Below are 12,590 nucleotides of genomic sequence, written 5' to 3' on the forward strand. Positions count from 1 at the left end.
TAGATTTTCGCTGTCGTGCTGTTACGTATGTACTGCCAATTGTCTTTGTCGTATTGTCGCTTATGAAAGAACGTCTGCTCCTTGTATTACTCATAATCAGTGCCCTGACGTATGGGCAAACACCCGTCGATCTGTCTGGTTTTCAGAAGTCAAGCGGAGCAACGGCCGTTAGTCAAGGCAATACGCTTATTGTTAGCTGGCCCGCCAATCTGAAGGAAACGGGTAAGCTGGTTATCGACCTCGCCAGTGGCAAACCGCTGTTCAGTAATATGCAGTTGTCCCAAAAGGGGACTTTTAAAGAAATTGCCAAAGCTCTCGACCCGGCCTTTGTGCTGACGGTCGGCAAGCGGGATCTGGTGTCGCAGAACGGCTGGAACATCTTTTTCGACAAGACCAACAAAATGCCCCACAAATCCTACGCCGTTGAACTCGATAAACGAACGGCCAGTGTACGTAGCGAGGGTTCCCGAACCATTGTCCGGGTGTCGGATGTGCGGGCGGCTACCTTCACCGGCGCTATCGAAATCACGGTGTACAGCGGTAGTCCGCTGATCAATATAGCCGCTGTCATGGCGACCGAAGTCGATTCGACGGCCATTCTCTACGATGCGGGTCTGACGAGCAAACTCCCGGTCTGGAACACCATTGCCTGGTCGGACACCGATGGGAAGATGCAGCACGTACCGGCGGAGTTAAAACAACCGAACAAAGCGCAGGGCGTAAAATACCGGACCATCATTGGCTCAGGGGCTACCGGTAGTCTTGCCGTTTTTCCGGCACCACACCAGTATTTTTATCCGCTGGACGAAGCCTTTAATCTGGACTTTACCTGGTATGGCCGTGGTTACCGAAGTCTGGTGCCGGACTTTGGTATCGGTATCCGGCAGGATCTGATGGGCGACAAACGCTGGGTGCCCTGGGTCAATGCCCCTCCGAAAACCCAGCAGCGACTTAACTTTTTCTGTCTGCTCAGTACCGACACGCCCGATAAAGCGCTGGACGAGGTGAAGAAATTCACCCATAACGACAAATACCCGGCGTTGCCCGGCTACAAGACCATGTCGAGCCACTTTCATAATGAATATGTGATGAAAGTCCTGCTTGCGGGGAAACCGGTCGCCGAGAAGTCGGTCGCCGAGAAGTCGGTCGCCGTGAATTCGGTCGCCGTGAATTCGGTCGCCGTGAATTCGGTTCCGGAGGTGCCGAACTTCGTCAGGGTGTTCAAGAACACGGGCGTCGACATTGTGCATCTGGCCGAGTTTCACTACACGGCTCACCCCAAAGGGCCCGACGACCAGCGGCTGCTGGAACTGAAAACGCTGCACGACATGTGCAAACGCTGGTCGGATAAGGAATTGTTGTTGCTACCCGGCGAAGAACCCAATGAATTTTTTGGCGGGCACTGGCTGGATTTCTTTCCGAAGCCGGTGTACTGGATCATGTCGCGCAAACCGGATATGCCGTTTGTGACGAACGACCCAATCTATGGTAAGGTCTACCGCATTGCCGATAAAACAGACATGCTCAAGCTGTTAAAAGCAGAAAACGGGCTGGCCTGGACCGCCCACGCCCGTACAAAAGGCTCGACCGGCTTTCCGGATAAGTATAAAGATGAAGAGTTTTATAAATCAGACCGTTTTTTTGGTGCGGCCTGGAAGAATATCCCCGCCGATCTATCCGAGCCGCGTCTGAGCCGACGGGTGCTGGATTTGATGGATGATATGGCCAACTGGGGCCTCAAAAAGCACGTCATTGCCGAAGCCGATCTGTTTACCATTGAGCCGGAAAATGAAATGTACGCCCACCTCAATGTGAACTACCTTCAACTCGACAAACTGCCCGACTACAAGCAGGGCTGGCAACCGGTTCTGGACGCCATGCAGCAGGGTAAGTTCTTCGTCTCGACCGGCGAGGTGCTGTTGCCCACCTTTACCGTAAATGGCAAAGGCGCGGGCGATTCGCTCGCGTTGAAACCGGATGGTAAAGCCAGACTTGCGGTCGAGATGGACTGGACGTTCCCGTTAACCTTTGCCGAAATCATCTCCGGCGATGGCAAACAGGTGTTCCGCGAGCGCATCGATCTGACGAATACGCGGCCCTTCGGCAAACAGAAATTTACGTTCAACACCAACCTGAAAGGCCGGAAATGGGTGCGGCTGGAAGTGTGGGATGCCGCCGTCAACGGTGCGTTTACCCAACAGGTGTGGCTTACTAACTCCCGGCCGGGGACTATCCAATTATCAAAATGATAAAAAGAATAACTTCGGTATGGCTGGTTGTTCTGTTGACGCCGTTTGCAGGATGGGTGAACGGACAGACGGATAAAGCCGCCGTCAGGAAGGCCGTGAATCAGACGTTACGCCCGCAGGTGCTCAGGCAGGCCGACTGGGCCATGATGCAGGAACCCATTACCGTAACGACCCAGACTAGCCCACGGTCGGCGGGGAACAGGCACGACTTTTTCTCGGAGGGTGATTACTGGTGGCCCGACACCACTAATCCGCAGGGGCCCTATGTCCAGCGCGACGGCCTGACCAATCCGGATAATTTTGTGGCGCACCGGCAGGCCATGATTCGCTTCAGCCGGATTGTTGGGGCGTTGGCATCGGCCTATAAACTTACCGGCAATGAAGCCTATGTACGGCAGGCGTTCCGGCATGTAAACGCCTGGTTTGTGGATAGCACGTCCCGCATGAATCCGTCGCTGCACTATGCACAGGCTATTTGGGGACGGTCTACCGGGCGGGGTATCGGCATCATCGACACGGTTCATTTTATGGAAGTGGCGCAGGGAATCCGGGTGATGGAACGGGCCAAATCGGCCGATAAACAAGTGCTGGCGGGGGCTAGAATGTGGTTCGCGCAGTATCTTAACTGGATGCTCACCCATCCGTACAGCAACGACGAAAAAGAAGCCAAAAATAATCACGGCACCTGCTGGGTGATGCAGGTAGCTTCTTTTGCCCGGCTAACCGGTAATGAGGAAATCCTGAACGCCTGCCGGGAGCGTTACAAAACGGTTTTGCTGCCCGGCCAGATGGCCGCAGACGGGAGTTTTCCGCTGGAGTTACGCCGGACAAAACCCTACGGTTACTCGATCTTCAACCTCGATGCGATGGTGATGATTTGCCAGATACTCTCCGACAAAGACCATGATTTGTGGACGTATCAAACCCCCGACGGGCGTAGCATTGAGAAGGGCATCACTTACCTGTATCCTTACGTTGCGGATAAATCCAAATGGCCGCTAGAGCCCGATGTGATGTACTGGAACGACTGGCCGATTGCACAGCCATTTCTGGTGTTCGGCGCGGCTGCTTTCGACAAGGCCAACTGGCTGGCCACCTGGAAAACCCTCGATCACAATCCGCAAGTGGAAGAAGTACTCCGTAACCTGCCCGTCCGAAATCCGCTGATATGGCTGGATTAATCACTGACAACCAAAATGACCGAAATTCGTAGAGCCACTGCCGATGATCAGGAAGCGATCTGGCAAATCATCAGAACTGTAATTGCCACAGGCGACACCTATTGCTTTGCACCGGATTCGTCGAGAGAGAAGATGCTTGAGTATTGGTGCCATGCCGATAAGCATACGTACGTCGCTACAGTTGAGGGAAAGGTTGCTGGCACATTCATCATTAAGGATAATCAGATCGACCTTGGCTCACATATCGCCAACGCGTCGTATATGGTTTCTGCCGGGTATGAGGGGCAGGGAATAGGTAAGCTAATGGGTGAGTGTTCTATTGAGGAAGCCAGGGGGTTAGGCTACAGAGCAATGCAATTCAACATCGTCGTAAAGAGCAACGAGCGGGCGGTTCGACTCTGGCAGAAACTCGGCTTTACTATCATTGGCGAAATTCCCGATGCGTTTAACCATATGCAGAATGGCTATACGAATGCCTATATTATGTATCGGAAGCTTTAGCCTACCGCTGACGATTATGTACTACAAGTCACAGATACCGGTGACGTTGTTAAAATCATAGCAAAAGACGAAACCTCTCCAACCATTTTTGTGTCTTCGGAGTCATCATAAGTAATCGACTATTGATATGAGATATAGCTTCCTGGCAATTGTATTGATTATGTTTAGTAGTTCACAGCTACGAGCCCAAAAAGAGAACTCATTCACTATTCGAGCGGGCTATTTACATTCAAGTACACACGTTGAGATAGCCAATTCTCTGCTTATTGGTATTGCACTGGTAAAGGCAAAGCCAGGATTCTACATAGGGTTGGCGTATGAACATCTGCTGTCTACTCTATTGACCAGCCAGATTGAGCTAAACTTCCAGCAAAAAGGCCAGCGACTTGGGAATTATGCGGGAGACATGCCCATTAACCTCAACTACAATTACATCGGTTTGACGCCTACCATTGGTATTCAGCCTATGTCAAACCTGAGTTTTTGGGTTGGTCCCGAGGTAAACTTGCTGGTTGGTAAGTCAAGTTCCTGGCCGCATAGTAATTCCATTGAAGTAGGTTTAGTAGGCCGTGTTCGTTATCAGTTCAGGCGAATGGGTATAACCGGTGGTTATTTTAAGGGACTAACCGTTCATGATCGCTCTACGACTAAAACGTACGCTTTTACCAATAGAAATTGGCAGGTAGGTTTGTCCTATTTGATTAGTAAACTGTAAAGCCCTGCGAACGCGGAGATGACATTTCGAAAGCCCTACCTGATTAGCTGGCTGGCTATGCCCGTACTTATTTTGATGGGCCTTGTGTTTCGTCAGCACACGGTAGATGTACAGCTTTACGATACGTATTTCGTAATTGCCAATAGCCACGTTGCCCTGATGGGATCAGCTTTCTTACTGGTCGTTGGACTTGGGTACTGGCTCATTTGTTTGACCGGCAAAACCCCGAATATCGCCCTGACGACCATTCATCTCTTGCCAACAATAATCGTGTTGATGCTGCTGGTGATGCCTTTGTTCAGGAATGGCCCGTTCGCTAATGCCGAATGGCTTTCCCTGGGCATACTCGCTTTTCTGCTAGGCCAGTGTGCGTATGTTATCGTTATTATGCTGACGCTGTTGCGGAAGTAAGTTAAGGTTGATTTCTGTCATTCCGACGCAAGGAGGAATCTTCGGGTGATACTGTTTTTTTGGTTTGCCGAAGATCCTTCCTTGCGTCGGAATGACAAAAATGGCCTACGCTGTCAGCTGACTATCAGGTATTTATTCCTAATATTGCCCAGTATTTAAATTAAATCCAGAGTTTAAACCACTAAGAAAATGGCAACAGCATGGTTTTTATGGAGTATTGTATTAGCCTGGTATGTCTTCAGGGCTGTTCGAGTTAATCCTGATAAGCCCAATTGGAACAAAGCGATTGCGGCCGCTGCTTTATGGCCGTTTTCGCTGTTCATGAATCGGTACAAATAGCCTGTTTAGTAGTAGGCCGGTACTGTGAAAATGCAAACAGGGTTGATCGTCAACTTAACTGTAACACTTAAGCAGCTCTGTCACAAACTGGAAAGAGGCATTAGGGCAATGCGGAACCGGGTGGCACCCGTTGAATCGTCGAGAGTCGTTGCGCCAAATAAATAGGCTGTTTTACCGTCGGTATAACCTAATGAATAAAGGCTGGACTGGCTCTTTAACGATGGTAAAACCCGGTAGGAGGCTTGCGCACGGGTTTTGATGCCCAGGTAAGTATCGCGGTCATACGTAGCGAACCAGATCGTCCGGCTACGATTGCCATCGTTGATTAGTTCTGGCAGGCTCACTCGCTGTGCCTCGTTGGCATAGTCAATCACTCGCCGGCACCGGTGGTATACAATTGAATTATCCGATTTGGCTAAAGGCAGGGCAAACCCTTCTGCAAAAATGCGGTTTGGCCTGTTGGAGGCCTTGTAAACTTGTTTAAGCGCGGCCAGGGTCAGTGGTTGGCAATCCTGAGCGGAAGCACTTCCCGCAATCATCAAGGCGATTTGAATGAGAAGGGCGCGTATCATAGTGAAGTCCGCTGAAGAGTTTACCCTAAGTTAAGCTAATCGTATTCATATTGTCAAGTGTCACAGGTACTTATGTGCTCTAAAGGGTTGGTCAAATGCTAAGATATGGTTTACTGGCAACCGCCTTGCTCCTGTTTGCCTGCTCATGGGTATGCGCTCAGCAGAAGAACTGGGTGGGAGATTTACAGTCAACTCAGCAAGACAGCCTGTCAATACAATTCAAAAGCAAGTCAAATTTCTACTACGTCAGACCGTTGCTGGGTTTACACTGGTCTTACTCAAGATATAATGGGAATTCCCATGTTCGCGATTCACATCCTCATAGTTTGCAGAACCCATCTTATGGGTTGATCATCGGCTATCAAACCGCACGATTCAGTGTAGAAACAGGCATGGTAAGGTTTCCTGTTTACACGGGTTTTCGTTTTATAAATGACGATCAGTCTATAGTTGGATTAGCCTTACGGGTTAATTATTGGCAGTTTCCCATAACGGGTCAGTATATTTTTTGGGAACCAGTCAAACACTTAACGCTGGGCGTATTGGCCGGGGTAGCTATCAACGCTGACTTCGATGAGAATTTAATGGCATCCCGGTCAACCTTGACTTTCGTAAGTAGCAGGCCAGATGGAACGACAAGTATAACTAAAGCCATTAAAGAAACGAATTCCACAAGTCCCTTTCTATCAGCCACGCTTGGCCTCAGGCTGGGCTATCAACTGCTAAAAGACGTCGATATAAGCGTACAACTAAATCGACTCGTTAGTAATCATTGTGTTGTTACGCAGGCCGTCCAGTTACAGCAAAACAGCGATCCGACGGTATATCAGGTCAATACGCAGGCCGGAGCGGGTGGCCTAAGTTTATTAATAGGGCTATCTTACCGATTCCGTCAGATGAAAACCTACAACCTTATTGACGAGGTAAGCTTTTAATCGGAAATAGCCTAAGCCTGAATTCAATCGCTGCCGGAAAGCCATTTTTCGTCTACACTGGATTTCAACGTGCTGTCAATTAAGCTTAGGCACTTCAGAAACGCCGTTTACCGCTGATTGCTCCGCGAACTCCGCTTTACCTTACGAGTGGCTCGTTCCTGACTTTTGACAGACGATGCCTGCGCCGTTGTGCTGGATGGAATGGCCATCGGTCGGCCGCTTTGTCCACTGGCTCCGTCGTTGGTGGCACCGGCATTGGATGCACTGTCAATGACGACTGTGGTGGACGTGGTACCTCTGGCAGATTTTGGTTTACTCGTTTTTGTGCTTCCTGACTGGGCCTGAGCGGTAAAGGTCAAGGTCGCCAACACCAGTATATGTACGATTAGTTGCTTGTTCATTTCTGTAGTTGATCAATTGTTATGATAGTAACTACATATAACAGCGATGAGCTATCAAAAGCTGGGATATTTAGTGTGCGGGTGTAGTGCCGACCGCCGACACGTCGGACCGCCCTACAACTTGCTCTCCTGAGCCGCTTTGATGTACATTTCGGCATCTTCTGCCAGTAAAAACCGTTGTTCGATCAGCTTCCGCACCGACTGTCGAACGGCTTCTACGTAACCCTCGTGCGTTCGATAACGCTCTTGTACCGACAAACGAGGGTCATTGGCGGCTAGGCGTTCGGCTTTGGTGGCTTTAAACGGGATGTTTTGCCCCGCGCCCTCACAACCGTCATTTTCGCCGTATTCTGTCCGGCGCAAGGCCCAGCCGGTTGTCGTAGCAATGGGTACGGCCACCGGCGGCAACCGAATCCCCGCTACTTCGTTGCCGTCCTGATCGACTTTCGATACGAAACTCGCATAGGATGGTCGGCCCGATACCGTTGTTGGAAAAGTGGATACAATGCCCTGATTAAACGACGGACCGAAGTCGAGCAGGTAGCGGGTGGTAATAAGCCCCGTGTAGGTTACGCCCGGAATCGTGGGCCAGCCGAGGGCGGCTTGAGGGACTAGTCCGGTTTGAGAGCCGGGCTGCGGGATGGCAACAACCGCCGTTCCATCTGATTTTTTTGGGATTTTGCTAGCCGGTGGGGCAACGCCCTTGGTTACCCAGGCATCAAGCGCCATGAAGAGCGCCCGTAGGGTTGGTTCGCCGTTGGTTGGGTTCTGAAATTGCTGACAAGTGCCCCGACTAGTCTCATTCCCGGTACCATGTTGCGCCCCGGATACCAGATAAAACCGGACGTTAGCGGGGGCGGGGAGGTCATTGCCCCGGCTGTCGGTATGCAGCAGCGACGCGGCTTTCACCCAATACTCGTTGGCGGAGTTGATCTCGAAGACCTTCGGGCAGGTGTTGCTCGCGGTGCATCGGGCCAGCCGTCCGGCGGTTTTCCCCGTCAGCGGGTCGGTCAGGACGGGATAGGCAAAGGGGAAAATACCTTCGGGATACAAGTGATTCTGGCGGTTGCGCTCCGTGCGTGACGGTTGGGCGAAGCGGTAGTTGAGGGCAATGCCACTGGCCCCGCCGAGCCAGTTTTCGATACCGTCCAGCACCCGCCGGTTCTGTTCATCGGCATTGAAACCCAGCGTCTGGAAATCATTGACGTAGCGGGCGGGCTGCGAAAGCGAATACGAAAACGTGTACTGGATGTCGTTTGCCAGCGGGTTCAGATTACCGAAGTCATCGGCGGTGGCATAGCGCAAAAACGAAACAAAATCGCGCGTAGCCGCAAAGCCGATACCGGCCACAACGGGGTCTTTGGCTGTATAGTTGAACTCATAAATGGCACTTTGCCGGAAGGGTGTCCCGGCGGGCAACAGCCGGATGGTTTTATCGCTGGCGTACTCCCAGCCATCGGCCGGAATAACAGTGAGGGGGTCGCCAAGATGATCGCGTACGGTGAGTGTCGCCTTTGCTTTTTCCAGCGTGGCGACCGGATAAGCAAGCGCATACGTCAACGAAGTTGCATTGTCGAACGAGATGTATTCGTAGGACGGCCCCGTAATGGATGAGCCATCGGCATTATGGGCAATGGGTACGCTGATGGTCAGATTGTTATTGGTTGGTGGGGCCGAGCAGTCCCAGCCATTCCAGGCCAGCGTATAGCCCATATTCATCAGAAAGCCATCGCCAGCCTGAGCGGCCGTGGTCGGGTCATTGCCATTACTGCTTTTGTTGAACCCACCGAAGAGCTTTCCACCCCGGTTGTTGATTTCCAAAAAGAGCTTGTGGTTACCTCGGCTGAGGTCGATGGGTTTAAGAATATAAATATCTATGACGTATTCCACCATGCCTTTTGCATTACGGGGAGCCAGGATAATGTCCGTAATCAGCGCATTTTGCGGGCTATTCGGGTCGAGTTCGCCATAGGCTTTACCCCGCAGTTTCTCGTAAGTACCCACCCGCCCGAATGCTTTCCCTTCGAAGGTAGGCGATTGAACGCTGGTGATCTCGATGCGGATGATGCGCGCCTGCGCCGTGAAGGCGATCAGTAGACTTAGCAAAAAGAGCAAACGAGCAAGCATATGGCTGTGTCTGGGCCAAGCTCCAGCTTGGCCGTTGAAATTAGACTACAACGGCCAAGCTGGAGCTTGGCCCAGACATGCTACTTAATTCACCACATTTACCGGCTTGCCGTTTAGGAACGCGGCCAGATTCTCAACGGTGATAGCCATCAGCCGGGCGCGGGCTTCGGTGGTGGCCCAGGCGATGTGGGGCGTAATCAGGCAGTTTTTGGCGGTAAATAACGGGTTGTCGGGCAGGGGCGGTTCTTTGGACAATACGTCGATACCCGCACCGGCAATGACGCCATTGTTCAGCGCATCGGCCAGGTCTTGATCCACGATGATCGGCCCGCGCGAGGTGTTGAGCAGAAAGGCCGAGGGCTTCATGAGCGTCAGATTTTCTTTGTTGATCAGTCCCTGTGTTTCGGGCACCAACGGCGTGTGGATGCTCACCACATCCGACTCGGCCAGCAGTTCGGGCGTCTCCGCCCACTTGAAGTTAGTCCGGTGCGACTGGTCGGTGCGGTTCCGTTTGGAGCCAATGATGTTCATGCCGAAAGCCGTGGCGACATCGGCCACTTTTTCGCCAATACTTCCGAACCCAAGGATGCCCATCGTTTTGCCCGCCAGCTCGATCAACGGGTAATCCCAGAAGCAGAAATCCACCGACCGCGCCCACTTGCCATCCCGTACCGAATCGCTGTGTCGTTGCACATGGAGGGTTAATTCGAGCAACAATGCAAAGGTCAACTGAACAACGGAGGGCGTACCATAGCCGGGGACATTACTCACCACAACGCCGTTCTTTTTGGCGGTGGCGATGTCGACAATGTTGAATCCCGTAGCGAGTACGCTGATGAATTTCAGGTTGGGTAATTGGTTGAGCGTTGCCTCGTCGAGGGGCGTTTTGTTGGTGAAAATAATGTCGGCGTCCTGCGCCCGTTCCACGATTTTGTCAGCGGGCGTCCGGTCATAGACCGTTACGTCGGCCAGTTTTTCAACGCCTTCCCAGGATAAATCACCCGGATTCAGGGTGTAACCATCTAATACGACAATCTTCATTATAGGTTGTTTCTTGGTTGTATTGTTGATAAACGGTCCATTAATAGACCGAATTTTGTATCAGCCCACGGCTTCAGCCGTGGGTTTTGTGGGTGCGGTGGGTTATCAAATTGAAACCCGATAATATTGAACCGTTTCAACGGTTTTTATAGACGCCAAACCGTTGAAACGGTTAGATTGAATGGTAGATTTTCGTTGGAACCCCACGGAACCCACGGCTAAAGCCATGGGCTGAAAAAGATCAATTAACCAATTTTGGTATCTGTTTATTTTTTCTCGTCACGGCCATAATTGCAGTCACAATTACCGCCAAAACCACGGTCAATATACCCAGATACAAATACCCTTTTGTCAGATCTGGCAGAACGGCGGCTTTTTTGCCGTCGAGCATTTCGTAGACCGGAATCATCCATTTCAGTACGTAAGCCTGCGCCAGCGTCAGAAAACAGATGAAGATCAGCATGAAAAAACTGTGCTTGACCGTAAAACGGAACAACTGCGACTCCTGGCCGACCAGATTACCGGCTGCGGCCGCTACGGCAATGGACTGGGGCGAAATCATCTTGCCCACCACGCCCCCCGACACATTGGCCGCCACCGTCACCACCGGGTCTACACCGATAGACTGGGCCGTAGCGTACTGAAGTTTGCTGAACAACGCATTGGCCGATGTATCGGAACCCGTAATGAAAACACCCAGCCAGCCCAGCACGGGGGCGAAAAAGGGAAACAAAAGACCCGTACTCGCAAGCACAGCGGCCAGCGTTAGCGTAATGCCGGAGTCGTTTAGAATGTACGCGAACGCCAGTACCGAGGCCACCGACAGAATCGGGAACCGCAATTGCTTCAGTGTCTCCCCAAACACAGTCAACCCCGTTCTGTACGTCAGCCCCACCAGCGGAATGGCGATGAGCGCTGCCAATAAAATAGCGGTTCCGGCCGCCGAGAGGTAGTTGACCTTAAAGAGCTTGGGTATTGGGTTGCCATCGTTGCCCAGAATGGCGTTGTGCAGACCGGGAAACTCGAATTGTGTCAGTCCCTTCGCATTCAAAACGTCTTTGATGGGTTGCACACCCCAGGATATAATGATAATTGTCAGGACAATAAACGGCGACCACGCCCGAATCACCTGCCCGGCGGTGTAGCTGATACTGGTATCGACCGTGGCGGCTGGTTCGTTATCAAAACGCCAGATGGTTTTCGGCTTCCAGACTCGCAGAAAGGCCATCAGGCAGATGATTGACCCCAGTCCGGCGATAACATCGGGCAACGCAGGCCCTAAAAAATTGGATGAGAGATACTGCAGTAACGCAAACGAAACCCCCGATACCAACACCGCTGGCCAAATCTCCTGCGCTTTTCGGAACCCGGCAATGATGCTCACCAGATAAAACGGAAGCATGACAGAGAGAATCGGCAGTGTCCGGCCTACCATCTGCGAGATGGGCAGCTCCGGAATCCCCGACACCTGCGAGGCCACCGTAATGGGAATACCGATGGAGCCAAACGCCACTGGGGCGGTGTTGGCAATCAGGCAAATGCCCGACGCATAAAGCGGATTGAACCCCAGCCCCACCAGCATTGCTGCCGTAATGGCCACCGGAGCGCCAAACCCAGCAGTACCCTCCAGAAAGGAGCCAAAGGAGAAGGCGATCAGCAAAGCCTGCAATCGCCGGTCGGCGGTGATGCCCCCCATCACGTGTTTAATGATTTCGAACTGCCCACTTTTGACGGTGAGGTTGAACAGAAAAACGGCCATGATCACCAGCCAGCAAATGGGAAACAAGCCATACAAGGCCCCATGTGCCGCCGACAGCAGAGCCAACCCAACGGGCATCCCATACACCAGCGTGGCGATCAGCATAGCCAGACCCGTAGCGATCAAACTGGCCTGATAGCCTTTCATCTTCCGAATAATCAGCGCCCAGAAAATGAATAGGATGGGTATCAGCGCGACCAGAACGGATAACGCGATGTTGTTGAATGGGTCAATAACTTGTTTCCAGGCCATAGGGGGTGGGTGGTTATTGGGTAAGACGTATTTTAATAATTTACTGTGATGTTGTGAGCTGGCTGAATGTACAACGGAGTGGTACTCCGTTGAAGCCGTCAGGCTAA

General features: G+C 51.9%; 12 protein-coding genes. 7 read left to right on the forward strand and 5 right to left on the reverse strand.

The window, feature by feature from the left end:
* Window positions 1-62: 62 nt before the first annotated feature.
* From CRO74_RS13040 to CRO74_RS31560, 6 genes are all read left to right on the forward strand, one after another.
* Complete coding sequence (locus CRO74_RS13040) at window positions 63-2,249, forward strand: CehA/McbA family metallohydrolase domain-containing protein (protein ID WP_097126488.1); 2,187 nt, start codon at window positions 63-65, stop codon at window positions 2,247-2,249.
* The gene (locus CRO74_RS13045; protein ID WP_097126489.1) at window positions 2,246-3,430 is read left to right on the forward strand and encodes an alginate lyase family protein; all 1,185 of its coding nucleotides are present in this window, start codon (window positions 2,246-2,248) and stop codon (window positions 3,428-3,430) included. Before CRO74_RS13040 ends, CRO74_RS13045 begins: the two co-directional genes overlap by 4 nt.
* Before the next feature lie 15 nt (window positions 3,431-3,445).
* Window positions 3,446-3,931 (forward strand): GNAT family N-acetyltransferase, encoded by a 486-nt coding sequence (locus CRO74_RS13050; protein WP_097126490.1) that lies wholly within the window; start codon window positions 3,446-3,448, stop codon window positions 3,929-3,931.
* 127 nt (window positions 3,932-4,058) lie between these two features.
* Complete coding sequence (locus tag CRO74_RS31290) at window positions 4,059-4,646, forward strand: PorT family protein (RefSeq protein WP_144035910.1); 588 nt, start codon at window positions 4,059-4,061, stop codon at window positions 4,644-4,646.
* Window positions 4,647-4,664: 18 nt separating this feature from the next.
* Window positions 4,665-5,057: a hypothetical protein gene (locus CRO74_RS13060; RefSeq protein ID WP_097126492.1), complete on the forward strand. Its 393-nt coding sequence runs from the start codon at window positions 4,665-4,667 to the stop codon at window positions 5,055-5,057.
* Window positions 5,058-5,246: 189 nt separating this feature from the next.
* Window positions 5,247-5,396, forward strand: coding sequence for a hypothetical protein (locus tag CRO74_RS31560; protein WP_179830190.1), 150 nt, complete (start codon window positions 5,247-5,249; stop codon window positions 5,394-5,396).
* 80 nt (window positions 5,397-5,476) lie between these two features.
* Here the strand turns inward: CRO74_RS31560 and CRO74_RS13065 are convergent, their stop codons facing one another.
* The gene (locus tag CRO74_RS13065; RefSeq protein ID WP_097126493.1) at window positions 5,477-5,968 is read right to left on the reverse strand and encodes a hypothetical protein; all 492 of its coding nucleotides are present in this window, start codon (window positions 5,966-5,968) and stop codon (window positions 5,477-5,479) included.
* Between the two features lie 326 nt (window positions 5,969-6,294).
* Between CRO74_RS13065 and CRO74_RS13070 the strand changes: the two genes are divergently transcribed.
* Window positions 6,295-6,903, forward strand: coding sequence for a hypothetical protein (locus tag CRO74_RS13070; RefSeq protein WP_144035911.1), 609 nt, complete (start codon window positions 6,295-6,297; stop codon window positions 6,901-6,903).
* A gap of 107 nt (window positions 6,904-7,010) precedes the next feature.
* Here CRO74_RS13070 and CRO74_RS13075 read toward each other — a convergent pair whose 3' ends face one another.
* From CRO74_RS13075 to CRO74_RS13090, 4 genes are all read right to left on the reverse strand, one after another.
* The gene (locus tag CRO74_RS13075; protein ID WP_097126495.1) at window positions 7,011-7,304 is read right to left on the reverse strand and encodes a hypothetical protein; all 294 of its coding nucleotides are present in this window, start codon (window positions 7,302-7,304) and stop codon (window positions 7,011-7,013) included.
* Between the two features lie 114 nt (window positions 7,305-7,418).
* Window positions 7,419-9,431 carry an alpha/beta hydrolase domain-containing protein gene (locus CRO74_RS13080; protein WP_097126496.1) on the reverse strand — a complete coding sequence of 671 codons (2,013 nt, stop codon included), beginning with the start codon at window positions 9,429-9,431 and terminating at the stop codon, window positions 7,419-7,421.
* An 84-nt stretch (window positions 9,432-9,515) separates the two neighbouring features.
* Window positions 9,516-10,472 carry a D-2-hydroxyacid dehydrogenase gene (locus tag CRO74_RS13085; protein ID WP_097126497.1) on the reverse strand — a complete coding sequence of 319 codons (957 nt, stop codon included), beginning with the start codon at window positions 10,470-10,472 and terminating at the stop codon, window positions 9,516-9,518.
* Between the two features lie 241 nt (window positions 10,473-10,713).
* Window positions 10,714-12,483, reverse strand: coding sequence for an L-lactate permease (locus CRO74_RS13090; protein WP_097126498.1), 1,770 nt, complete (start codon window positions 12,481-12,483; stop codon window positions 10,714-10,716).
* Window positions 12,484-12,590: the final 107 nt, after the last annotated feature.

It is taken from the genome of Spirosoma fluviale (assembly GCF_900230225.1).
In the GTDB taxonomy this organism is placed as follows: Bacteria; Bacteroidota; Bacteroidia; order Cytophagales; family Spirosomataceae; genus Spirosoma; species Spirosoma fluviale.

Coding starts and splice junctions, on each gene's coding strand:
- CRO74_RS13075 (WP_097126495.1), bottom strand. CDS start 7,304: ATGAACAAGCAACTAATCGTACATATACTGGTGTTGGCGACCTTGACC.
- CRO74_RS13045 (WP_097126489.1), top strand. CDS start 2,246: ATGATAAAAAGAATAACTTCGGTATGGCTGGTTGTTCTGTTGACGCCG.
- CRO74_RS31560 (WP_179830190.1), top strand. CDS start 5,247: ATGGCAACAGCATGGTTTTTATGGAGTATTGTATTAGCCTGGTATGTC.
- CRO74_RS13065 (WP_097126493.1), bottom strand. CDS start 5,968: ATGATACGCGCCCTTCTCATTCAAATCGCCTTGATGATTGCGGGAAGT.
- CRO74_RS13085 (WP_097126497.1), bottom strand. CDS start 10,472: ATGAAGATTGTCGTATTAGATGGTTACACCCTGAATCCGGGTGATTTA.
- CRO74_RS13050 (WP_097126490.1), top strand. CDS start 3,446: ATGACCGAAATTCGTAGAGCCACTGCCGATGATCAGGAAGCGATCTGG.
- CRO74_RS13040 (WP_097126488.1), top strand. CDS start 63: ATGAAAGAACGTCTGCTCCTTGTATTACTCATAATCAGTGCCCTGACG.
- CRO74_RS31290 (WP_144035910.1), top strand. CDS start 4,059: ATGAGATATAGCTTCCTGGCAATTGTATTGATTATGTTTAGTAGTTCA.
- CRO74_RS13060 (WP_097126492.1), top strand. CDS start 4,665: ATGACATTTCGAAAGCCCTACCTGATTAGCTGGCTGGCTATGCCCGTA.
- CRO74_RS13090 (WP_097126498.1), bottom strand. CDS start 12,483: ATGGCCTGGAAACAAGTTATTGACCCATTCAACAACATCGCGTTATCC.
- CRO74_RS13080 (WP_097126496.1), bottom strand. CDS start 9,431: ATGCTTGCTCGTTTGCTCTTTTTGCTAAGTCTACTGATCGCCTTCACG.